Origin of the sequence: Massilia sp. KIM, assembly GCF_002007115.1 — a bacterium.
In the GTDB taxonomy this organism is placed as follows: Bacteria; Pseudomonadota; Gammaproteobacteria; order Burkholderiales; family Burkholderiaceae_D; genus Telluria.
The window spans coordinates 1890956-1913833 of record NZ_MVAD01000001.1; the positions used below are offsets into that span (position 1 = coordinate 1890956).

18 protein-coding genes and 1 pseudogene are annotated in these 22878 nt (G+C 68.0%); 12 read left to right on the forward strand and 7 right to left on the reverse strand.

The window, feature by feature from the left end; all coding sequences use genetic code 11:
- Window positions 1–64: 64 nt before the first annotated feature.
- The 4 genes from B0920_RS08110 (at window position 65) to B0920_RS08125 (ending at window position 5335) form a co-directional block, all read left to right on the forward strand.
- Window positions 65–361, forward strand: coding sequence for a helix-turn-helix transcriptional regulator (locus tag B0920_RS08110; RefSeq protein ID WP_078032021.1), 297 nt, complete (start codon window positions 65–67; stop codon window positions 359–361).
- A gap of 9 nt (window positions 362–370) precedes the next feature.
- Complete coding sequence (locus tag B0920_RS08115) at window positions 371–1429, forward strand: alkene reductase (RefSeq protein ID WP_078032022.1); 1059 nt, start codon at window positions 371–373, stop codon at window positions 1427–1429.
- A 500-nt stretch (window positions 1430–1929) separates the two neighbouring features.
- Window positions 1930–4581 carry an aminopeptidase N gene (gene pepN / locus B0920_RS08120; protein WP_229455280.1) on the forward strand — a complete coding sequence of 884 codons (2652 nt, stop codon included), beginning with the start codon at window positions 1930–1932 and terminating at the stop codon, window positions 4579–4581.
- 7 nt (window positions 4582–4588) lie between these two features.
- The gene (locus B0920_RS08125) at window positions 4589–5335 is read left to right on the forward strand and encodes a hypothetical protein (RefSeq protein ID WP_078032024.1); all 747 of its coding nucleotides are present in this window, start codon (window positions 4589–4591) and stop codon (window positions 5333–5335) included.
- Here B0920_RS08125 and B0920_RS08130 read toward each other — a convergent pair.
- On the reverse strand, window positions 5332–5706 hold the full coding sequence (locus B0920_RS08130; protein WP_078032025.1) for a hypothetical protein: 375 nt from the start codon (window positions 5704–5706) through the stop codon (window positions 5332–5334). The genes B0920_RS08125 and B0920_RS08130 overlap by 4 nt on opposite strands.
- Before the next feature lie 146 nt (window positions 5707–5852).
- Here B0920_RS08130 and B0920_RS08135 point away from each other — a divergent pair, with 146 nt between their 5' ends.
- From B0920_RS08135 to B0920_RS08145, 3 genes are all read left to right on the forward strand, one after another.
- The gene (locus tag B0920_RS08135; protein WP_078032026.1) at window positions 5853–6719 is read left to right on the forward strand and encodes an endonuclease/exonuclease/phosphatase family protein; all 867 of its coding nucleotides are present in this window, start codon (window positions 5853–5855) and stop codon (window positions 6717–6719) included.
- Window positions 6720–6800: 81 nt separating this feature from the next.
- Window positions 6801–7247: a thioesterase family protein gene (locus B0920_RS08140; RefSeq protein ID WP_078032027.1), complete on the forward strand. Its 447-nt coding sequence runs from the start codon at window positions 6801–6803 to the stop codon at window positions 7245–7247.
- A gap of 130 nt (window positions 7248–7377) precedes the next feature.
- A complete protein-coding gene (locus B0920_RS08145; protein WP_078032028.1) occupies window positions 7378–8604 on the forward strand; it encodes a right-handed parallel beta-helix repeat-containing protein in 1227 nt (408 codons plus the stop codon).
- A gap of 10 nt (window positions 8605–8614) precedes the next feature.
- Here B0920_RS08145 and B0920_RS08150 read toward each other — a convergent pair whose 3' ends face one another.
- Window positions 8615–9145 carry a GNAT family N-acetyltransferase gene (locus B0920_RS08150; RefSeq protein ID WP_078032029.1) on the reverse strand — a complete coding sequence of 177 codons (531 nt, stop codon included), beginning with the start codon at window positions 9143–9145 and terminating at the stop codon, window positions 8615–8617.
- A 236-nt stretch (window positions 9146–9381) separates the two neighbouring features.
- Window positions 9382–9726: pseudogene (arsC, locus tag B0920_RS08155) on the reverse strand (arsenate reductase (glutaredoxin)); the annotation flags it as partial.
- Window positions 9727–9906: 180 nt separating this feature from the next.
- Between arsC and B0920_RS08160 the strand changes: the two are divergent.
- The gene (locus B0920_RS08160) at window positions 9907–10560 is read left to right on the forward strand and encodes a 1-acyl-sn-glycerol-3-phosphate acyltransferase (protein ID WP_078032031.1); all 654 of its coding nucleotides are present in this window, start codon (window positions 9907–9909) and stop codon (window positions 10558–10560) included.
- A gap of 76 nt (window positions 10561–10636) precedes the next feature.
- Here B0920_RS08160 and B0920_RS08165 read toward each other — a convergent pair whose 3' ends face one another.
- From B0920_RS08165 to B0920_RS08175, 3 genes are all read right to left on the reverse strand, one after another.
- Window positions 10637–12502 carry a DUF1302 family protein gene (locus B0920_RS08165; protein ID WP_078032032.1) on the reverse strand — a complete coding sequence of 622 codons (1866 nt, stop codon included), beginning with the start codon at window positions 12500–12502 and terminating at the stop codon, window positions 10637–10639.
- Between the two features lie 129 nt (window positions 12503–12631).
- Window positions 12632–14260 carry a SulP family inorganic anion transporter gene (locus tag B0920_RS08170; protein ID WP_078032033.1) on the reverse strand — a complete coding sequence of 543 codons (1629 nt, stop codon included), beginning with the start codon at window positions 14258–14260 and terminating at the stop codon, window positions 12632–12634.
- Between the two features lie 43 nt (window positions 14261–14303).
- Window positions 14304–15779: a diguanylate cyclase gene (locus B0920_RS08175; RefSeq protein ID WP_078032034.1), complete on the reverse strand. Its 1476-nt coding sequence runs from the start codon at window positions 15777–15779 to the stop codon at window positions 14304–14306.
- Between the two features lie 164 nt (window positions 15780–15943).
- Here B0920_RS08175 and B0920_RS08180 point away from each other — a divergent pair, with 164 nt between their 5' ends.
- The 4 genes from B0920_RS08180 (at window position 15944) to B0920_RS08195 (ending at window position 19805) form a co-directional block, all read left to right on the forward strand.
- The gene (locus tag B0920_RS08180) at window positions 15944–16909 is read left to right on the forward strand and encodes an SDR family oxidoreductase (protein ID WP_078032035.1); all 966 of its coding nucleotides are present in this window, start codon (window positions 15944–15946) and stop codon (window positions 16907–16909) included.
- A gap of 12 nt (window positions 16910–16921) precedes the next feature.
- Window positions 16922–17983 (forward strand): Ku protein, encoded by a 1062-nt coding sequence (locus B0920_RS08185; RefSeq protein WP_078032036.1) that lies wholly within the window; start codon window positions 16922–16924, stop codon window positions 17981–17983.
- 3 nt (window positions 17984–17986) lie between these two features.
- Window positions 17987–18238 carry a hypothetical protein gene (locus tag B0920_RS08190; RefSeq protein ID WP_078032037.1) on the forward strand — a complete coding sequence of 84 codons (252 nt, stop codon included), beginning with the start codon at window positions 17987–17989 and terminating at the stop codon, window positions 18236–18238.
- A gap of 103 nt (window positions 18239–18341) precedes the next feature.
- Window positions 18342–19805: a catalase gene (locus B0920_RS08195; RefSeq protein ID WP_078032038.1), complete on the forward strand. Its 1464-nt coding sequence runs from the start codon at window positions 18342–18344 to the stop codon at window positions 19803–19805.
- Window positions 19806–20026: 221 nt separating this feature from the next.
- On the opposite strand, the gene ligD is transcribed toward B0920_RS08195, so the two are convergent.
- Window positions 20027–22771, reverse strand: a complete 2745-nt coding sequence (gene ligD / locus B0920_RS08200) for a DNA ligase D (RefSeq protein ID WP_078032039.1) — start codon at window positions 22769–22771, stop codon at window positions 20027–20029.
- Window positions 22772–22878: the final 107 nt, after the last annotated feature.

The following is a 22878-nucleotide window of genomic DNA, read 5'->3' on the forward strand; positions in this document are numbered from 1 at the left end:
CTTTTTCCGTATATCGTAAGATGACGATATTCGGATCGTAAAAATCCGATATAAGGAAGACACCATGGACATCGACGCGATCCACAAGGCCCTGGCCAACCCGGTGCGGCGGAAAATCCTGCAGATGCTGAAGGACCCGCAGCAGCACTTCGCCGAGCAGGAGCACCCGCTCGACTTCGGCGTGTGCTGCAGCCTGATCGACAGGCGCACCGGCCTGTCCCAGTCCACCGTCTCGGCCCACCTGGCGACGCTGCAGCGCGCCGGGTTGGTGAGCACGCGGCGCGTCGCCCAATGGGTCTTCTACCAACGCAACGAGGAGGTCATCCAGGCTTTCCTCGATCAACTGAACGACGGACTGTAGGAGTACCGAATGACGACAATGTTTGACCCCATCAAAGTGGGCGCCCTCGAGCTGCCGAACCGCATCGTGATGGCGCCGCTGACCCGCTCGCGCGCCATCGGCCCCGGCCGCGTGCCGAACGCCCTGATGGCCGAATACTACGTGCAGCGTGCGTCGGCCGGCCTGATCCTGTCCGAAGCGACCGCCGTGACCCCGATGGGCGTGGGCTATGCCGACACCCCGGGCATCTGGTCGGACGAGCAGGTGGCAGGCTGGAAGATCGTCACCGACGCGGTGCACAAGGCGGGCGGCCGCATCATGCTGCAACTGTGGCACGTGGGCCGCATCTCGGATCCGGTGTTCCTGGACGGCGCCGCGCCGGTCGCCCCCTCGGCGATCCGCCCGGCCGGCCACGTGAGCCTGGTGCGTCCGAAGCGTGAGTACGCCACCCCGCGCGCGCTGGAAACCGCGGAGATCGCGGACATCGTCGCGGCCTACCGCAAGGGCGCGGAGAACGCCAAGAAGGCGGGCTTCGACGGCGTCGAGGTCCATGGCGCCAACGGCTACCTGCTCGACCAGTTCCTGCAAGACAAGACCAACCAGCGCACCGACCAGTACGGCGGCTCGGTGGAGAACCGCGCGCGCCTGATGCTGGAAGTGACCGACGCCTGCATCGAGGTGTGGGGCGCGGACCGCGTCGGCATGCACCTGGCGCCGCGCCGCGATTCGCACGACATGGGCGACTCGAACCCGGCGGAGACCTTCGGCTACGTGGCGCGCGAACTGGGCAAGCGCAAGATCGCCTTCATCTGCGCGCGCGAAGCGATCGGCGAGGACAGCCTGCGCCCGCTGCTGAAGAAGGAATTCGGCGGCGTGTACATCGCCAACGAGAAGCTGACCCGCGAGAGCGCGGAACAGCTGATCTCCTCGGGCGAGGCGGATGCCGTGGCCTTCGGCGTGTGGTTCATCGCCAACCCGGACCTGCCCAAGCGCCTGAAAGAAAACGCGCCGCTGAATACGCCGCGTCCGGAGCTGTTCTATCACGCCGGTGCGGAAGGTTATACCGACTATCCGGCGCTGCAGGCTTAACAAACCTCGTTAACGTTTAAATCGTCATCCCCGCGCAGGCGGGGATCCAAGTTTCTCAGCGCAGCGGCGACGCACGCAAACTTGGATCCCCGCCTTCGCGGGGATGACGTTTTTGGGCTGCGGGGATGACGTTTTGGGGCCGCGGGGATGACGTTTTTGGGCTGCGGGGATGACGTTTGTGGGCTGCGGGGATGACGTTTTTGGGCCGCGGGGATAACGTTTTGGGGCCGCGCGGAAGATGTTTTTGGGCGGCGCGGAAGATGTTTTTGGGCGGCGCGGAAAAGGTCTTTGGGCCGCGTGGACGACGTTCTTGGACCGCAAGAATGACGCTTTGGGGGCTCCGGAAACGAGGTTTTTCGGCTTGCGGAGAACCTGCCGCGACCCGTACATACGTTCTAAAACTCGATATGCATGTGGTGTGAACGCCCTCTACCCCATGCTATTCTTGCGCGATTATTATTTTGCGCACCCGATGCGCCCTTCCCCAGAGAGGAGCAACCGTGAACTTTCCCGCACGCCGCGTGATGGCCCTGGCCATCGCTTCCGCCTTCGTCTTCGGCAGCGCCGCCCAGGCCGCGCCGAGCGCCCCGCGCGCCGAGAACGCCTACCTGTCGCAGGAAGACGCCGCGATCCGCGCGACCCGGGTGTCGAACGTGGACTACGTGCTGGACTTCACCCTCACCGGCAAGGAAAGCTTCGCCGGCACCACCACCGCGAGCTTCGACCTGAAGGACCTCGACGCCCCGCTCACCATCGACCTCGACAAGGCCACCGTGAAATCGGTCACCGTTAACGGCAAGAAGGTCGACGCGCGCTACAACAACTGGTTCATCACCATCGCGCCCAAGGACCTGGTCAAGGGCCGCAATACCGTGGTGGTCGACTACGAGCGCCTGCACAGCACCAACGGCGAAGGCCTGCACCGCATGGTCGATCCGGTCGACGGCCGCGTCTACACCTACTCGCACTTCGAGCCGGCCGCCGCGCACCAGATGTTCGCCGTGTTCGACCAGCCCGACCTGAAGGCCACCTATACCGTCACCGTGACGGCGCCGAGCGACTGGCAGGTGATCACCACCACCCGCGAAACCGCCATCGCCGACCAGGGCGCGAACCGCCGCTGGACCTTCAAGACGACCAAGAAGCTGAGCCCCTATAACTTCTCGCTGCACGCCGGTCCCTACAAGGTGTGGGAAGACAACAGCGCGCGCTACCCGATGCGCCTGTTCGCGCGCCAGTCGGTCGCCCCCCAGGTGACGCCGGAAGACTGGTTCCGCTACACGAAGAACGGCCTGGTGTTCTTCGAAGACTACTTCGGCATCCCCTACCAGTTCGAGAAATACGACCAGCTCCTGGTGCCGGACTTCCTGTACGGCGCGATGGAGAACGCCGGCGCCGTGACCTTCGCCGAAGCCGGCTTCCTGTACAAGGCCGCGATGACGGCCGAGCAGAAGCAGCGCCTGGCCGCCGTCATCATGCACGAGATGGCCCACCAGTGGTTCGGCGACCTGGTCACCATGAAGTGGTGGAACGGCCTGTGGCTCAACGAGAGCTTCGCGTCCTTCATGGGCACCCTGGCCACCGCCGAGGCGACCGAGTTCAAGGACGCCTGGCAGTCCTTCTACCAGACCGGCAAGGGCGCCGCCTACGTGCAGGACCAGAAGGTCACCACCCACCCGATCGAGGTGCCGGTGCCCTCGTCGGCCAACGCCTTCGACAACATCGACGCCATCACCTATTCGAAGGGCGCCTCGACCCTGAAGCAACTGCGCCACCTGCTGGGCGAAGAGACCTTCCGCAAGGGCGTGCACAACTACCTGGTCAAGTACCAGTGGCGCAACGCCACCCTGCAGGACTTCGTCAAGAGCCTGGGCGACGCCGCCGGCCGCGACCTGAGCGGCTGGACCAGGGAATGGCTGTACGAGGCGGGCGTGAACACCATCGCCGCCTCCTACACCTGCCAGGGCGGCAAGATCGGCAACTTCGCGCTGGCCCAGAGCGCGCCGAGCAAGGAACTGCCGACCCTGCGCGAGCAGCGCGTCCAGGTCGCCGCCTTCAAGCTCGACGGCGGCAAGCTTTCGCTGATCAAGAACCAGCCGGTCACCTACAAGGGCGCCAGGACCGCCGTCCCGGCCCTGAACGGCAGCGCCTGCCCCGACCTGGTCTACCCGAACTACCAGGACTGGGGCTTCGTGAAAGTCCAGCTCGACCAGCGCTCCTTCGAGACCGCGAAGACCAGCCTGGCCCAGGTCGAGGACCCGCTGCTGCGCGCCATGCTGTGGCAAAGCCTGTGGGACGGCGTGCGCGACGCCAAGCTGCCGCTCGACGAATTCATCAAGGTGGCGCTGAACAACGCGCCCCAGGAGAAGGACTACACCCTGCTCGGCGACGTGGTGGGCAAGATCGTCGCGTCCAAGAACTACCTGGACGCGATGAACCTCGACCAGGCCTACGTCAAGCAGACCACCCGGGCGCTCGAGGACATGGCCTGGAAGGGCGTGCTCGCCTACAAGGGCAACGACAACTTCCAGCGCCGCTGGTTCGGGGCCTACCTGAACCTGGCCAGCAGCGAGGACGCCCTGGCCCGCCTGGCCGGCCTCCTGGATGGCAAGCAGGATGGCGCCGGCCTGCAGATCAACCAGGACCAGCGCTGGGCCATCATCGGCCGCCTGAGCCGCTTCGGCTACCCGAACGCCGCAGCGCTGGTGGAGGCCGAGGCGGCGCGCGACAAATCCGACAGCGGCCAGGGCGCCGCCGTCGCCGCCACCGTGGCGCGTCCGGATCCGAAGGTGAAGGCCGAATGGCTGGCCACCATCGAGGACCACAAGACCAAGCTGCCGTTCTCCAAGGTGCGCACCGCCATGAACCACCTGTACCCGGCCGAGCAGGTCCAGCTCGCCGAGCAGACCGCGGACAAGCGGCTGGCCAGCCTGCCGGCGCTCGACAAGGCCACCGGCCCGGTCTACATGCGCGCCTATTCGAGCGCCATGATCCCGGCCACCTGCACGCCGCAAAGCGTGCAGCGCCTGTCGCGCGCGGCGGACCAGATGAAGGACCTGTCTGCCTTCACCCGCCGCTCGCTGCTCGACGCCCTGCAGGAGGACCAGCGCTGCGTGGCGATCAGGAAGACCATGACGGCGCCGAAGTCCTGAGGCCCGGATGCGCGCGCAACCGGGCCTGATGGGCCGGCGCGCCCCGGCCTGGCCGCTCGCGCTCACGATCGGGGCGCACCTGCTGCTGGCCTGGCTGTGGCGCACGGCCTCCGGGCCGCCGCCGGCGCCGGACGAGCAGCGAGTGCGTGAATTCATGCTGATTCCCGCCCCGCTGTCGGCGCCGGCCGATGCCCGCCGCGAGCGCGCCTTGCCGCCGCTGGCGGCGCGTCCGCTGCGTCCGCGCGAGGCCGGGCGGCGCGCGGCGACGAGGACCGCAACCGAGCCGCAAGCGATCACGGGACCCGCACCGTTCCCGGATGCGCCGGCGGCGCCCGCCGCGCGGCCGATGGACGATCCGCCGGCCCAGGGGGATGCCAGGGCGCCGGGCCTGGCCGAGCGGGCGCGCCTGGCCGCGGGCGACGCCGACCGCGCGCTGCGCGAGAACAAGCCCGCCGAGCTGCGGGCGCCGGAAGGCGGCTGGTCGCGCTTCAGCGAGCGCGTGGCGGTGGCCTACAAGGACCATGCGCGCACCATGACGCGCGAGAGCTACACCGCGCCGGACGGCACCACGATCTACCGCTTCCGCATCGGCAACCGCGTGTTCTGCCGCACCGGCGGCAGCGTCAAGCCGGTGCCGAGCGCCCTCGACTACGTGCGCGACCGCGGCGGCGAGCTCCAGTTCGACAAGCTGGGCGGCGAAGGCACGGCCGGCACGATCCGCTGCCCGGCCCAGGCCAGCTTCAGGCCCGACTAACCGGACTTGCGGTTCGCGCCAGCCGGCGCGCGCGAGGTCTGCGGCGGCTGCGCCGCCTTGGAGGGAGCGCACAGCTCCTGCACCCGGCGCCAGGCCCCGGTGGCCTCGCACACGACCGGCGGCCGGTCCTGCAGCAGGCGCCCCAGGTCCACCGGCTTGCCTTCGTTGACCCTGACGTTGCGGTTGATCGGGATGCAGATCACGTCGTGCCAGGCCGCCGCATAGCCGTCGGGCGTGGGCAGCGGGCCGCGCAGGCGCTGCGCCGCCCTCTCGCACTCCTTCTTGGTGGCGAACTCGCCGCGCAGGCTGCTGCTCTCCAGGCTCACGTCGCGGTACTGTTGGAGGTACAGCAGGAGGATCATCGTAAACATGCTTTTCTCTTGTAAAGCCCGGTCCCGGTCCCGGTCCCGGTCGCGCCGCGTGCCGGATGCCGGGCTCCCACCCGCGCACGCCTGAGCGCCGTCAAGCCGGGCCGCAGGCCGCGCACTAGCATGGGACCTCTTCAGAAAGGACGCCCATGTTCACGCTCATCTCCTGGAATATCCAGTCCGGCCGCAGCCCCGACGGCAAGCCCGATCTTGACCGTATCATCGCATGTCTCGAACGATTCGGCCGGCACGACATACTGTGCCTGCAAGAAGTGTCTGACGGCTATGCCGAGGGCGGCGACCAGTTCGCCGCCCTGCGCGCAGGCATCCCCGGCCACGCGGCGATCGAGGCCCTCGCCCTCGACACCGCCGTCCCCGGCGCCGCCCCGGACGGTCCGCGCCGCCGCCTGGGCAGCATGATCTTTTCGCGCCATCCGGTGCTGCAGGTGTTGCGCCACCTCCTGCCCTGGCCGGCCGATCCGGTGGTGCCCAGTATGCCGCGCCTGGCCCTCGAAGTCACCGTGGCCGCGCCCGGCGGCCTGCTGCGCATCCTCAATGTCCACCTCGAATACTTCTCGCTGCAGCAGCGCCTGGCCCAGGTCGACGCCCTGCGCGGCCTGCAGCAGGAAGCGGCGGTCCATGCGCGCCGGGGCCGGGCCAGCGGGCGCGGGGCTTTCGAGGCGGTGCCGCGCCCCCTGCCGGCGCTGATGGCGGGCGACTTCAACATGCTGCCCGGCTCGCCCGAGCACGCGCGCCTGCTGGCGCCCTTCGACGACGACACGCCGGCCTGGCAGGATGCCTGGCAAGCGCTGCAGCCCGGCCGGCGCCATGCGCCCACGGTCGGCCTGCACGATACCGATCCCCAGGCCGCGCCGCCCTTCACCTTCGACTACGTGTTCGCCAGCGCCGACCTGGAGCCCCGGCTGCGCCGCATGCGCGTCGACGCCAGCGAGCAGGGCTCGGACCACCAGGCCATCTCGGTCGAGCTCGACTGGCACAGGAACGGCAGGCACTGACGCGCCCTCCCTCGCGGCCTTACAATAGCGCCTCATGAGCGACATGGCGGCCGCGAGCGCGGCGCCCCACGAGGAAACGCATTGGACTGGGATTATCCGCAACCCTTCATCCTGCCGGTCACGCCGCGCGCCGGCGACATCGATGGCCTGAACCACACCAATAACGCGGTCTACGTGCGCTGGTGCGAACAAGCGGGCTGGGCCCATTCGGAACGGCTCGGGCTCTCGCTCGAGGATTACCGGCGCCTCGACCGCGCCATGGCGATCCGGCGCGGCGAGTACGACTACCTGCTGCCCACCCTGCTCGACGAGCCCCTGCTGCTCGCCACCTGGCTGGTCGGCGGCGACGGCAAGCTGGCGATGGAACGCCGCTTCCAGCTGGTGCGCGAACGCGACGGCGTAACCGTGCTGCGCGGGCGCTGGGACCTGGTCTGCATCGAGATCAGCAGCGGCCGGCCGCGCCGCATGCCGGCCGAATTCCTGGATGCCTACATGCCGGTGGTGGTCCCGGCGGCCGGGGCCGCCTGAAGCGCCTGCGCCGTGCGCGGCCGAGGCCGCGTATTGCGCATCCTCAAAGCGGAACTTGACCGTTTCGGGAATCGGGCGCCTTGGGCCGGATCAGACTGGAGGTGTCCATCGCCACCCGCACGAGGAAAGGATGCGCCGTCACCCGCACGCCCCCCGCTCTTCCATGCCGCCGCCCTGCGCGGCCCGCCTCTTCCCGGGCAGGCTGCTGCCGGTGCTGTCGCTGGCGATCCTGTTTGCTGCCCTGCTGTCCGGCTGCCGCCTGCGCGACGGCGGCGGCGAGCAACTGGTGGTGCCCGAACTGGTGCGCACCCATCTCTACGTGGCCCCCAACGGCTCCGACAGCAATCCCGGCACGCGCGCCGAGCCCTTCCGCACCCTGGGCCGCGCGGCCCAGGTGGTCTCGCCCGGCACCACCGTGCACGTGGCGCCCGGCAGCTACTCGGGCGGCCTGCGCACCGCCACCAACGGCACGGCCGAGGCGCGCATCGTGTTCCAGTCCACCGAGCGCTGGGGCGCGAAACTGGTCCCGCCGCTCGACGCGCGCCAGAGCGCGGCCTGGGACAACCGGGGCAACTATGTGGACATCATCGGCTTCGAGATCGATGGCAGCCAGTACCAGAGCGGCATGAAATGGCTGAGCGGCATCTACAACGGCGGCTCGCACAACCGCATCGTCGACAACCGCATCCACCACGTGGGCACCGACGTGCCCTGCGAGGCCAAGGGCGGCGCCGGAATCGGCATCGACAGCTACTACAAGGGCAACGACGCCGAGGTGGTCGGCAACCACGTGCACGACATCGGGCCGGCCGGCTGCCGCTACATGCACGGCATCTACGTGAGCACCACGGCCAGCGTGCGCAACAACGTGATCTACCGCATCGCGGGCGCCGGCATCCACATGTGGCACGACGCCAGCCATGTCACCGTGCGCGGCAACACCATCGCGGGCTCGGGCACGGGCATCGTGGTGGGCGCGGGCGACTTCTATCACCGCAAGAAGCCCAACGACGACACCCACGTCAGCAACAACATCGTGGTCGACAACGTCCACGGCATCCTCGAACAGGGCGACACCGGCGAGAACATCAGCTTCCGCAACAACCTCGTGCACGGCAACACCAAGGCCGACTGGAAGCTCGCGCCCGGCCGCCAGCACACGGGCACGGTCAGCGCCGCGCCGCTGTTCGTCGATTACGCGCCGGTCGGCACGCCGGACTTCCGGCTCAGCCCCGGTTCGCCCGCCATCGGCCAGGGGCTGGCCGCCGAGCCTGGAGCCAGGGCGTCGGGCGCCGCGCCTGCCCTGGGCGGCCTGGGCAAGGTCGACATCGGCGCCCTGCCCTACAGCGAACCTTAGCGCTGCAAGCCTAGGTTAGGGGGCCGGCGCGCTCTCGGGTGTAGATGCCGATCGGCTTGCCGTCCATCTCGGTGTCCGCTTCGTACCGTAGGCCAAGCCGCCTCGCAACGCCCAGCGATGACGCATTGGCCGCGGCGATGAGCGCCCGGACCTTGGGTTCGCGCCGGATCTCGAAGGCATGATGCAAGGCCGCCGCCGCCGCTTCGTTCGCATATCCCCGGCCCCAACAGGCACGAAAGGTATTCCAGCCGAGTTCCATCACGGTGGATTGCTCACGAAAGAACGCGCCGACATTGCCGACCAGGCGACCGGTCTCCTTTTCCTCGACCGCCCACCATCCTGCGCCATCGATCAGCCACAGTCCCGCCTGTGAACAGAAGATTCGCCATGCCACATGACGGTCGGCCGCGCCCAGGTGAGCCGAGCTGACGGGGTCGGCGACATGGGCCGCGAAGGCGTCGAAATCTTCCCGTCGATATTCACGAAGGATGAGCCGTTCCGTATGAAGGTAGGGTAAGGAAGTAGTGAACTCGCTGTGCATGCCTTTGATTCCCCCTGGTGGCGCGGATTGGGGCCGTCCATTGTCGGGTGCGCCCACCCGGTGCGATGTGTCGGCGTTCAGCCTTATCACAAACACATCGTCAGTTTGTTGGCGCGTCGGTAGGAAACCCGTACTGGCCGCTAGCGGACGGCCAGTACAGCCAGTACGGCCAGAACGGCTCAGTGTATAGGTGCGTTGCCCTTATGGCAACTAGCGCTGGTCTTGGCGGAGGCTCAGAGGATTTCGCGCACCAGTTCAGGCGGGCGGCACAGGCGCACACCCTTGGGCGTGCGCACGAAAGGACGATTGATCAGGATCGGGTGGGCCAGCATGGCGTCGAGGAGCGCCTCGTCATCGACGCGGGGCGCTCCGAGCCCGAGTTCGGCGTACACGGCTTCCTTGCTGCGGATCGCTTCGCGCACCGAGAGGCCGGCCTCGCGGATCATGGCCTGCAGCTCGTCGCGCGCAGGCGGCTGCGCCAGGTAATCGACCACCCGCGGCTCATGGCCCGCTTCGCGGATCGCCGCCAGCGTATTGCGCGAATTGCTGCAGCGGGGATTGTGATAAATCGTGATCTCCATCTGGATGCATGTTCCTTGTTAGCCTGACAAAGAGCGGCATGATAACCACACCTCATACCATGCACCAGCTTTTTTGCTTGTTCCCACCGCTCCAGACCGCTAGAATTCCTCGCTTAATTTTCTATAGCGTAATGACAGCTGCCGTCTGTTAATGTTTTATTACGCTGCGACGGAGTGACCATGAGCGACAATCTGATGCGGCCCGCTTCCCTGCCGACCTGGGGTCAGCGCACCGCCCTACGGCTGCTGAACCTGCTTGGCTGGAAGATGTACTTCAAGCCCCTGCCGGGGCCGCACGGCATCGCCGTGGTCTACCCGCACACCTCGAACTGGGATTTCCCGATCGGCCTGCTCGGCAAGTGGGCGGTGGGCCTGCAGTTCCGCTGGCTGGCCAAGGATTCGCTGTTCCGCGGCGTGATGGGCAAGGTGATGCGCTACTGGGGCGGCATCGCGGTCGACCGCAGCGCGCCGATGGGCGCCACGCGCCAGCTCGCGCAGGATATGCTGGCCACGAAGTGGTGCTGGGTGGCGATCACCCCGGAGGGCACGCGCGGCTACCGTCCGCACTGGAAGAGCGGCTTCTACCACCTGGCCCTGACCGCCGACGTGCCGCTGCTGCTGGTCAGCCTGGACTACAAGAAGAAGGAACTGCGCGTCACCGACCACCTGCGCCTGAGCGGCGACGTCGAGGCAGACATGGCGGCGATCCGCGCCGTGTATGCCGACACCCATGCCCTGCATCCCGAGGATGCGGCGCCGATCGAACTGGCCAAGCGCGACAACACGGACAGGCGCGCCGACAAGCGCGCGGAACCGGAACGCAGGCGGGCCTGACCGCGCCCGCAATTCCGGCGGCGCGCTCGCGCGGGCGCGCGCCAGCTCCCACGCCGGCGTCCTTGCGCCGGCGCCCTCAGAACTTCACCCCCAGCGCCAACGACGCCGTATCCCGGTCCTTCACCTGGTGATAGTCCCCACCCCAGGTCGGCGCATACCCCGTCTCCATCAGGTAGCGCTGTCGGTACTCGAACTTCAAGCCGACGAGCGCCGACTTGCGCCCTTCGTTGAGCAGGAAGTCTCCCGACCATCCCTTCACGTCGTGCACGAACAGCAGGCTGGCGCTGCCGGCCAGCTGCGGGACGAAGGCCGGCAGACGCGCATCCAGGCGCGCGCGGTAGCCCCAGGCCTTGGCCGTCGCATAACCACGCAGGCTGCACTGGCGCGCCGCGTTCCCGGTGTTCACCGCGCAGTTGCCGTTGATCGCGCCGACCCCGAAAATGTCCGCGCGTCCGTAGCGCAGCACCGCCTGGTCCGGCAGCCCGGCCGCGTGCTTGCCCACCGCCTCCAGCGCCGCCACCAGCGCCAACCCGCCCAGGCTGAACTCCTGGCGCGCGCCCAGCTGCATTTGCCACATCGCGTACAGGTCGTAGCCATGAAACAGCGCGCCCGGCGCCACCGCGTTCGCGCGGGCGCGCAGCAAGGAAGGCGCGTTCGGATTGAGGAAAGGCGGCAGCACGTCGCCCGGCGCCAGCATGAAGGGCGTGCGCGGCCGGTAGGACAGTTCGCCGTGCAGGCTGCGCGCGCCCTGGCGCTGCGCGAGGCTCAGGGCCGTGATGCGCAGGCCTTCCGGGTACTCGGTGAAATACGCCATGTTGCGCCCGTCCGGATCGCCCGGGATCAGCGCCGGCCCGTTCGCGCGCGTGCTGCGGCGCAGCCCCGGCAGCGCGGTGCGCGCGTTGTAGCGCGCGTGGTAGAGGCCGATGTCCAGCCCCTGCGGCGCGTGGCGCCAGGTGAGCGCGGCGCCGAATTCATCCTGCTCCGGCTTGGGCGTGGCCAGGCGTTTCTGGTAGGCCCCGAGCGGAATGCGCGCGCGATCGCTCACCACCGGCTGCCCGGTCATCACGCGGTCGCAACCGTCGACCAGATAGTCGTTGAGCGACCACAGGGTGCCGCAGACATCGAGCGCCGTGGGCCGGAACCGGGTCTGGTAGTAGGCTTCGAGCGCCAGCCCCGGCGCCGCTTCGATGCGCCCGAACAGCATCGGACGCGGCACCAGGGTCTCCGGCGGAATCGCGCCGGCGCGGCGCAGGCCAGGCAGGTCGCGCGGGTTGAGCGCTTCCAGGCCGCCGGGCGTCAGCGAGCGCGCGCCCCAGTCGAGCAACTGCTGGCCGACCCGCACCATGACCGGCATCTCGCCCAGCCGCGTGGCGCCCTGCACCCAGGCGTCGAGCAGCGCGATGCCGGAAAAGCGCGACAGGCGCGGCGCGCCGGCGTCGCTCAGCGGCGCATTGGGCGCGTAGGAGTTGGCGACATTGCCCCAAGGCCGGGCATCCTCACGCAGCCCGAAGTCGCGCCAGGCCTTGAACCGCAGCATGCCGGACAGCGGCCCTTCGCTCGCGCTCAGCTCGAACATGCCCTTGATGGCGCGCGAAGCCGCATCCCACTTGCCGTAGTTGGTGTTGGCGTCGTCCGCATTGCCGCCGCTGCCTGTGCCCACCAGGCCGATGGCGGCGGCGTTGACGCCGGTGAGCAGATCGGGGTCGCGTTCCTGGGTGCGCAGCACCTCGCCGTAGGTAATGCGGCCGCTGAACTTGAGCTCGGCGCCCTGCGCGCAGGCGCCGCCCGACAGCAAGGCGACGGCAAGGGCGAGGCGGGTGGGCCAGGCGGGCCGAACGGCAAGCCGGAGGCCAAGCCGGACGGCAAGCCGAAAGGTGAGCCGGACGGCGCGCCGGGCCGATCCGACTGGGAAACGGCATGCGGACGTGAACGGTCTCGTCATTGTCTGTCGATTCGGCCTTGGAAACGGCACGGAAAAATCTCATGCCGCGCGGAATCATCCTAGACCCGCGAGAATTGCCGGTCAACAAAAATATGCCGTAGAGATAGATTCACGCCACAGGGCGCGGGATCAGGCGAGCCGCTCCCAGGCCTTGGCCGCACTGAGGAAAAGCTCACCATTCAGGCTATCCAGCAGATCGCTGTCGCGCAGCCGGTCCATCACCGGCCCCTTGACCTCGGCCAGGTGCAGCAGCACGCCGCGCTGGCGCAGCGAGGCGTTCAGCTCGGACAGCGCGAACAGGGCCGTGGTGTCGATCGCGTTCACGGCCGACAGTACCAGCACCAGGTGGCGCGTGCCCGGGTTGGCCGCCAGTTCGTCTTCGATGCGCTCGTTGACCGCCTCGACATTGCCGAAGAATAGCCCGGCATCGATGCGCAGCATCAGGAGGCCGGGCGCGGTAGCGGCCTCGTAGCGCTCGACGTTGCGGAAGTGCTCGGTGCCCGGGATGCGCCCCAGCACCGCGATGTGGGGACGGCTGGCGCGCCAGATCAGGGCCCCGATCGAGAGCGCGACGCCGATCACCACCCCGGCCTCCACGCCCATGACCAGCACCCCGCCGGCGGTGGCCAGCAGCGCCGCGGCGTCGGCCCGGTCGTAGCGCCAGGCGGTGCGCAGGGTCGACAGGTCGAGCATGCCCAGCACCGCGACGATGATGGTCGCGGCCAGGGTCGGCAGCGGCAGCAGCGCCAGCCAGTCGGTGGGCGCCACCAGGGCCAGGGCTAGCAGCCCCGCGGTGATGATGCCGGCGAGCTGGCTATTGGCGCCGGCCGCGAAGTTCACCGCCGAGCGCGAAATGCTGCCCGTCACCGGGAAGCCGCCCGACAGCGCGCTGCCCAGGTTGGCCGCACCCAGGCCGATCAGCTCGCGGTTGCTGGACAGCTTTTCTCCGCGCTTGAGCGCCAGCGCCTGGGCGCCCGACATGCTGATCAGGAAGACCATGAAGCCGATCAGGAGCGCGGGCTTGAGCAAGGTCTCCCAGTGCGCATGCGAGAGCGCCAGGTTCAGGCGCGGCAGCCCGGACGGCACCGCGCCGGTGGTCGCCACCCCGGCATGCTGCAATCCGCCCAGCGCCACCAGCAGGGTCGCGCCCAGCACCACCAGCATGGGCGCCAGCTTGGCGCCGATGTCGGCCGCCGTGGCGGGAACGCGCAAGCGCCGCAACAGGGGCGCCAGGTGGCTGCGCGCCGCCGCCAGCAGGACGAGCGAGCCCAGGCCCAGGGCCGCGCTGGTCCAGTGCGGGGCGTCGAGCGGCCCGCCCAGCAGGGTCTTGAGCTGGCCCCAGGCGATCAGGATGGCCGAGCCGATGGTGAAGCCGCTCATCACCGGGCGCGAGAAGAAATTGGCGAGAAAGCCGATGCGCAGCAGGCCGCATACCAGCAGCACGGCGCCCGACAGCAGGGCCAGCTGGGCCGCCAGCACGCCATACAGCCCGCTGCCCGGAGCGGCCAGCGGCGCCAGGATCGAGGCCGTCATGAGGGAGATGATCGCCATCGGCCCCACCGATTGCGTGGTGCTGGTGCCGAACAGGGCGTACAGCAGGGGCGGCACGATGCTGGCGTAGATGCCCACCACCGGCGGCAAGCCGGCGACCAGGGCATAGGCCATGCCCTGCGGGATCATCATCATCGCCACCACCACGCCGGCGCTGACGTCTCCGGGCAGCATGGCGCGCCGGTACTGCCTCAACCACTGGAGCATCAGATACTTGCCTGAACGAAAAGCCGTTAGCCTAGCACGTCGCTTACTGCATCGCCAGTTCGACGCAGTTGCGCCCGGCCCGCTTGGCGCGCGCCAGCGCCGCGTTCACCCGCAGCGCGAGCGAGTCGCCGCTCTCGGTCTCGCCCAGCTGGGCCACGCCCAGGCTGATGGTGAGATGGTCACAGCCGGGAATCTCGGCCTGCTCGATGGCGGCGCGCAGCTTCTCGGCCATCTTGAGGCCGTCGATGGCGCTGGTGTGGGGCGCGATGACCAGGAACTCCTCGCCGCCCGCGCGCACCAGTACGTCGCTCGAGCGCAGCAGGCCGCGCGCCAGCTCGGCCACGGCGCGCAGCGCCAGGTCGCCCACCGGGTGGCCGTAGGCGTCGTTGATGTTGCTGAAGCGGTCGATGTCGAAGCCGATCAGGGCCAGCGGCAGCCGATAGCGGCGCGCCCGCCGGATCTCGTTCTCGAGCAGGGTTTCGCCGTGGCGGCGGTTGGCCGCGCCGGTCAGGGCGTCCAGGGTGGCGAGCTGGGTCACGCGCGCCAGCAAGGCTTCGTTCTCGCGCGTCAGCTCGGCCATGCGCAGGCCGAAGGCGGCGAGCGCGGCCAGCTCGTCGAAGGCGGCCAACTGGGCCCGCGACAGGCTGGCGGCCTCGCGGAACAGCAGGCACAGCGAGCCGCGCGGAGCGCCCGGCCCGTCGGCGGGGATCGGCAGCCCGACCGCCATCCGCAGTCCATGTGCGCCCAGGCTGGCGGCCAGTTCCGGCTCACCGGCTTTTTCGAGGTCGTCGAGCAGCGCGAATTCGCCGGTGGCCGCGGCGAGCAGACCGGGAAAGGCGTGGCGCAGCGGCGAGTGCAGTAGGCGCTCGCCCCCGCGCATCAGGAGCGGCCCCAGGTGCAGGCCGTCCACGCCCCGCTCCGCTTCCACGTGCACGTCGCCATCGCGCAGGTAGAACAAAGCGGCATGGGCCACCCCCGGCCAGGCGGCCAGCGCCTCGACCAGGCGTTCGGCGAAGCGCGCGCTGTCGTCGGCTTCGCTCAGGGCGCGCTGGGCGGCGGCGCCGGCGGCCAGCAAAGCCTGCATCTGGGTTTCGCGCGCGGACGGCTGCGCGGGCGGCGTGAAACCACGCGCGAGGCGCGCGGCCAGCAGTTCGCGGGTCTGCGCCGGGGCGAGCGGACCGATGGCGTAGTCGAGCGGTCCGAAGGCCATCAGGGCCGGCAGCCAGCGCGCATTGCGGAAGGGGCACAGCACCAGCACCGGGGCGCCGGCGCGCGCCGCCACCAGGGCGCCCAGGGCCGCCAGGTCGAGCCCCAGCTCGAAGCGTTCGAGGTCGAGCACCAGCAGGTCGACCGGCGCCGTGTCCAGCAGGGCCTGGGCCTGGGCCGCGCCCTCCGCCAGGGCGAGCTGGCCGAACAGCTCGGCGCAGGCCTCGCGGAATTCGGCGCGGCGCTGGCCGACCGCGTTGACATAGAGGCCGGAGTACTGGGCGCCGGCGCGGGCGCCGTCCTGCTGGGACATCTGCTCTCCTTCATACCGAACGATTGGCAATCCAGACAAGTTTGCCATAAAGCTTACTCCTGGGATATCGGAAATGTGTCACTGTGTGTGGAAGCGCACCGTCCGCCTGTCCCGCGCATTGAATACTGGCCGCAGTCGACACAGCATATTCAGGGAGAAGCGCGATGGCAAAGCAGGACGACGTGGCGAACCAGCAGAAGGCAATCCAGAGCCGCCAGGACCAGCTCGACGGCAGCATGCAGAAGGCCGAGAACAAGGACGCGGTCCAGACCGGCATCGAGCAGCCGGCCCCGCCCATGCCCCAGCAGCACCTGGCCAAGCCGGGCCTGGAGGCGCAGATGGACCTCAAGCCGAAGTTCCTGGCCGAACAGTACAAGGGCAGCGGCAAGCTGCATGGCCAGGTGGCGATCGTCACCGGCGGCGACTCCGGCATCGGCCGCGCGGTCGCGGTGCTGTACGCGCGCGAAGGCGCCGACGTCGCCATCCTCTACCTCAACGAGCACGAGGACGCCGCCGAGACCCAGCGCTACGTCGAGGCCGAGGGCCGACGCTGCGTGACCATCTCGGGCGACGTCAAGGACTGGGAGTTCTGCCAGGACGCGGTCGAGAAAGTAGTGGCCGAATTCGGCCGCCTGGACGTCCTGGTCAACAACGCGGCCTTCCAGGAGCACGCCAGCTCGCTGCTCGACATCACCGAGGAGCGCCTGGACGAGACCTTCCGCACCAACATCTACGGTTACTTCCACATGGCCAAGGCCGCCCTGCCCTACCTCAAGCGCGGCGCCGCCATCGTCAACACCGGCTCGGTGACCGGCCTGAAGGGCTCCAAGAAGCTGCTCGACTATTCGGCTACCAAGGGCGCGATCCACGCCTTCACCATGTCGCTGGCGGCCAACCTGATCGACCAGGGCATCCGCGTCAACGCCGTGGCCCCCGGCCCGGTGTGGACCCCGCTCAACCCGGCCGACCAGTCCCCCGAGCAGATCAAGGAGTTCGGCGCCAGCACTACCTTCAAGCGTGCGGCCCAGCCGGAGGAACTGTCGCCGGCCTACGTGTTCCTGGCCTCGAGCGTGTGCTCGGGCTACATCACCGGCGTGGTCCTGCCGATCACGGGCGTCGTCGGCGAATAAGGAGGGCGGCTCATGGCGCGCAGCATGTGGAAGGGTGCGATCAGCTTCGGGCTGGTGCACATCCCGGTCGAGATGTACGCGGCGGTGGACAACAAGGGCCTGGACCTCAACATGCTGGACCGGCGCGACTTCTCGCCGGTCGGCTTCAAGCGCTACAACAAGAGCAACAACAAGGAAGTCACCTGGGACGACATCGTCAAGGGCTACGAGTACGCGCCCGGCGAATACGTGGTCCTGTCCGACGAGGACCTGCGCCGCGCCAACCCGGAAGCCACGCAGACGATCGACATCCTGGCCTTCGTCGACGCCGGCGACGTGCCCCTGCTCTACTACGAGCAGCCCTATTACCTGGCGCCCGGCAAGGGCGGCGACAAGGTCTACGCCCTGCTGCGCGAGACCCTCAAGAAGGCCGGCAAGATCGGCATCGCCAACGTTGTCATCCGCGTCAAGCAGCACCTCGCGGCCCTGGTGTGCGTGGGCGACACCATCGTCCTGAACACCCTGCGCTACAGCGACGAGATCCGCGACGCGGGCGACCTCAAGATCCCGGCCAAGAGCGACAAGAAGGCCGCCCTTAACGACAAAGAGTTGAAGATGGCGATGGCGCTGGTGCAGGGCATGAGCGAAGACTGGGACCCGAGCCAGTACCACGACACCTACCGCGAGGACGTGCTGGCCCTGGTCGAAAAGAAGATCAAGGCCAAGCAGACCAAGACCATCACCATGCCCGAGCCGGAAAAGGAGAAGCGCGAGTCCGGCAAGGTCATCGACCTGGTCGCCCTGCTCCAGGCCAGCCTGGGCAAGAAGCCCGCCAAGGCCACCACCGCCGACGAGGACGAGGACGACGACGACGAACCGCCGCCGCGCAAGTCGCGCAAGCCTGCGGCCGAGGATGCGGACGAGGACGAGGCGCCGCCGCCGCGCGCCCGCAAGGCCCCGGCGCAGGGCGCGGAGCGGATCGCCGCTTCCGCCAAGCGCACTTCCTCGAAGGCGCCAGCCAAGCCGGCGGCGAAGAAAGCGGCAGCCAAGGCCGCCCCCGCCAAAGCGCCCGCCCGACGCAGGAAGGCGGCCTGAAGGATGGACGAATTCCTCGACTTCCTCCAGTGGCCGGCCATGCTGGTCACGCTCTACGCGGCCTACCTGATCGGCTCCAAGCGCCCTGAGCGGCGGGTGTTCGGCTTCTGCATGTTCATCCTCAGCAATGTGCTCTGGATCGTCTGGGGCTGGCATGACGAAGCCTGGGCGCTGATCACCCTGCAGGCGGCCCTGATGGCGATGAACATCCGCGGCATCTTCAAGAACGAGGACGCAGCCACTCAGGAGTCCTAAATCATTAAAAGCTATCGAAAGAATAAAATCAATTAGCTTTTCCTTTCATACTTGAAAAACTAGAATCTCTTCCATTGCAACGCATTCAATGAAGGAGAGATTCATGACCCAAGAACGCCTGACCACCGCCTCCGGCATCCCCGTCGCCGACAACCAGAACTCGCTGAGCGCCGGCCCACGCGGCCCGGTGCTGCTGCAGGACTTCCACCTGATCGAGAAGCTCCAGCACTTCAACCGCGAGCGCATTCCGGAGCGCGTGGTGCATGCGAAGGGTTCGGGCGCCTACGGCACCTTCACCGTGACCCACGACCTGCGTCCTTACACCGAGGCCGCGCTGTTCTCGGAAGTCGGCAAGCAGACCCCGGTGTTCCTGCGCTTCTCGACCGTGGGCGGCGAAAAGGGCAGCGCCGACACCGAACGCGATCCGCGCGGCTTCGCGCTGCGCTTCTACACCGAGGAAGGCAACTGGGACCTGGTCGGCAACAACACCCCGGTGTTCTTCATCAAGGATGCCATCAACTTCCCCGACTTCATCCACACCCAGAAGCGCGACCCGCAGACCAACCTGAAGTCGCCCAACATGATGTTCGACTTCTGGAGCCGGGCGCCGGAAAGCCTGCACCAGGTGACGATCCTGTTTTCGAGCCGCGGCACCCCGGACGGCTACCGCCACATGGACGGTTTCGGCAGCCACACCTTCAGCATGATCAATGCGGCCGGCGAGCGCCGCTACGTGAAGTGGCATTTCAAGACCCGCCAGGGGATCAAGAACCTGAGCGCGGCCGAGGCGGCGCGCCTGGCCGGTGTCGATCCGGACTACGCCCAGCGCGACCTGTTCAACGCCATCGCCCGGGGCGACTTCCCGCAGTGGGACGTCAAGTTCCAGGTGGCGACCGAGCAGCAGCTGGCCGACTGGAGCGCCCGCACCGGCTGGAATCCCTTCGACGTGACCAAGGTGTGGCCGCACGGCGACTTCCCGCTGCTGACGGCCGGCGTGCTGGAGCTGAACCGCAATCCGGACAACTACCACGCCGAGGTCGAACAGGCCGCGCTGTCGCCGGCCAACGTGGTGCCGGGCCTGGGCTTCTCGCCCGACAAGATGCTGCAGGGCCGCCTGTTCGCCTACCATGACGCCCAGCTCTACCGCGTCGGCGCCAACCACCAGCACCTGCCGGTGAACGCCCCGCGCTGCCCGGTCCACAACCACCAGCGCGACGGCGCGATGGCGATCGCCAACGGCGGCGCGGCGCGCAACTACTATACGCTCAATGCGCGTGGCGCCGGGGCCACCGGCATGGGCTACGGCGAACCGGAACTGGCGCTCGAGGGCAATGCCGGCCGCTTCGACTTCCGTGGGCAGGAGGACGATTACTCCCAGGCCGGGGCGCTGTTCCGCCTGATGACGCCGGACGAACGCCTCGCGCTGTGCGACAACCTGGCCGCGCCGCTCAGCCAGGTGGATACCGACATCCTGGAGCGCCAGTTGGGGCACTTCGACAAGGCGGATCCGGAGTATGGTCGCGGGGTGCGCGCTTCGCTCAAGGCGCTGGGTCGCAACGTCGACTGAGTTTCCGAGCCTGCTGCCCTAACACGTCGTAGGCGCCAATATCACCTACGTCGTACGCGCCAATAGCACCTCCGTCGTACGCGCCGCTGGCACCTACGTCGTTCCCGCGAAGGCGGGAACCCAAGTTTGCAAGCGTCTCGACAGCGCATGGAGAACTTGGGTTCCCGCCTTCGCGGGAACGACGTGGTGGGGGCGCGTGTGATCGCGATGTCTGCGAGTTTCTAGGGCTGGTATCCCAATGCCTTCATTGCCTTGGTCAAGGTCTTCGCCGCCTTGGCATAGCCTTCCCAGGGCGCATTGCCCACGTCGAGCCGCGTGTGCACGTTGGTGATGTCCCACTGCGTGCTCGACTTCAGCCCCTCCAGCTCCTCCCACGCCAGCGGCACCGAAATGCCCAGGCCCGGCCGCACCCGCGCCGACCAGGCGCTCACCGTGGTCGCGCCCTGTCCGTTGCGCAGATAATCGATGAAGATCTTCCCGACCCGGTTCTTGGGCCCGCTCTTGAAAGCGAAGCGGTCCGGCAGGGTCGCCGCCATGTGGTGCACGATGGCCTGGGAGAAGCCCTTCACCGTATCCCAGTCATGCCCCCCTTTGAGCGGCACCACCACGTGCAAGCCCTTGCCGCCACTGGTCTTGAGGAAGGACGGCAGCCCCAGCTCCTCCAGGAAGGCGTGCATCAGCTGGGCTGCCTCCTGGATCGCGGGCCACTCCACGCCCTCGCCCGGGTCGAGGTCGAAGATCATCCGGTTCGGGCTCGCGTACGACTTGCCGGTCGCGTTCTGGGTGTGGATCTCCACGACGTTCCATTGCGCCACCGAGAGGATGCCCTGCACGCTGGCGATTTCGAGGAAAGGCGGATGGCCAGGGTCGAGCTCCTCGGGCAGGTGCTTCACACCCGGCAACTTGGCGATGTCGGCGTGTTTCTGGAAGAACAGCTCGCCGCCCACGCCCTCAGGCGCGCGCACCAGCGACACCGGCCGGTTCTTCAGGTGCTCCATCATCAATTCGCCCACCAGGGCGTAGTAGCGGATCAGGTCGAGCTTGGTCGAGCCGGTCTGGGCATCGATCACCCGATCGCCGTTGGTCACCTTCATGGTGGCAGGCAGTATGCTCGTCACGCTGGCGTCCTCCTTGTCCTTGGCCTTGGTCACAGGCTTGGCTTTCGCTTTGACTTCGGCCTTGGCTTCCGGCTTGGCTTTAGCCTTGGCTTCCGCCTTGGCGTCCGGCCTGGCTTTAGCGTTGCCTTCCTTGCCGTCCACGTGCTTCGCCTGCTCCCGCGTGATGCTCTTGGCCGGCTTGTCCTTGCGCAGCCCCTGGAACACGGGGTGGCGCACCGAGCCGGTATTGGTCCACTCCGAGAAACTCACCTCGGCCACCAGCACCGGCTTGACCCAGTGGTGCTGGCGGCCCGGCACCGTGCGTGGCGGGAAGGGGCTCTCGTCGGTGCGCAGCTTCTCCAGTTCGGCCGCGACCGACTTGAGGGACGAATGGTTGAAGCCCGAGCCCACGTTGCCGGCGTAGCGCAGCACCCCGTCCTGGTCGTGGTAGCCCAGCAGCAGTGAACCGACGCCGGTGCGCGACCCCTTGGGATCGGTGAAGCCGGCGATGACGAACTCCTGGCGCAGGCCGCACTTGAGCTTGATCCATTCGGGCGAACGGCGCGACACGTAGCGCGAGTCGCGCCGCTTGCCGATCACGCCCTCCAGGCCGATACGGCAGGCGGCTTCCACCAGTTGTCCGGGATCGGTGCCGAATTCATCCGAGAAGCGCACCCGGCCCGATGTGGACTTGGCGAACGCTTGCTGGAGCACGGCGCGGCGCTCCACCAGCGGGACCTCGCGCAAGTCATGGCCATCGAAGTAAGGGGCGTCGAACAGGAAATAGAGGATGTCGGCGCGATTGCTGCCGTCGAAAGCCAGTTGCAGCAGCCCGAAGTTGGGCTTGCCGTTCTCGTCGTGGACCACGATCTCGCCGTCGTACCAGCCATCCGGCAAGCCCATGCGCTCCAGCTCGTCCTTGAGCGGCTGTAGCCGATCGGTCCAGTCATTGGCATTGCGTGTGATCAGGCGCACCTCGCCCTGCTCGATGCGCGCCAGCATGCGGTAACCGTCGAACTTGACCTCGAATACCCATTCCTCGGGGCGCGCCGGCGGCGCGTCCACCAGGGTCGCCAGCTCCGGCTGGAAGGCTTCGGGCAGCGCGGCCTTCACCGCGCCCTCGGGCAGCGCCGCCCCGCTCCCCTTCGCGCTCTTGCGCGCCGCCGCCTTCTTCGCGGGCGCCTTGGCCGCCGCCGCTTTTTTCGCGGGCGCCTTGGCCGCCACCGCCTTTTTCGATGCCGGCTTCGGCGGCGTGTCCTCCGCTTGCTCCTCGGCATCTTCTTTCAGCGCTTCCAGCTTGCGTTCGGCCGGCGCCGGCATCGGCAGGTGCTTGACGCTGTCGGGCATCTCGTCGACCACCGAGAATTCCTCGCTCGAGCGCATGTACTCATCCTTCTCCTTGATCAGCAGCCAGGGCTCCTGGCGCTCGTCCTCGTGGCCCTTGAGCCGCACCAGGGTCCAGCGCCCGTGCATCTTGTGCCCGTGCATCTCGAACTTGATGCTGCCCTTGGCGAAGCCCTTGTGCGGATCCTCGAGTGGGGTCCAGGTGCCCTTGTCCCAGATGATGACCTTGCCTGCTCCGTACTGCTTCTCGGGAATCGTGCCCTCGAAGTCCGAGTAGGAGATCGGGTGGTCTTCGACGTGCACCGCCATGCGCTTGTCGCGCGAGTCGTAGCTCGGCCCCTTGGGCACGGCCCAACTCTTCATGGTGCCGTCGAGCTCGAGCCGGAAATCGTAGTGCAGGCGCGAGGCCCAGTGTTTCTGGATCACGAAGGTCAGCGCATCCGGATGCGCTTCGCCGCCTTCGGCGGGCTCCGACGTGATCGCGAAATTGCGCTTGGCCTTGTAGAGTTTGAGCGCGTCAGGCATGGAACACCTCGTCTTCAGTCCGATGCGCCGAGTCTAGTCCCGGCACGCAGGCGCGACTGTTCGCCAGCGTACCCTGCCGCTGGCGAACAATCGCGCCTTGCTGATGA